General features: G+C 52.7%; 1 pseudogene. It reads right to left on the reverse strand.

Features of this window, described 5'->3' with window-relative positions:
* Positions 1–245, reverse strand: a pseudogene (gene trkA / locus QN399_RS26540) (Trk system potassium transporter TrkA); the annotation flags it as partial.

Raw genomic sequence — 245 nt, forward strand, 5'->3', positions numbered from 1 at the left:
ATGAAAAACACATCGTCATCCACTTCAATTACGGTAACTCCATGGGGTGCTATCGGCCAGTCACGACGGAAAATAGATGCGACCAGCTAGTCGACGTTAGGCATGTGTACGCGCAACTGACGCAGATGTTGGCCGACCAGCGCATCCCCGTAGTAAGCCTTGACCGCCACAAACTGGCACTTGCCGACAGCAAAATCGAACACTTGCAGAGCTCCGGGGTATTCGATCAGGCGCTTGATGTAGTT

It is taken from the genome of Pseudomonas sp. 10C3 (assembly GCF_036346185.1).
In the GTDB taxonomy this organism is placed as follows: Bacteria; Pseudomonadota; Gammaproteobacteria; order Pseudomonadales; family Pseudomonadaceae; genus Aquipseudomonas.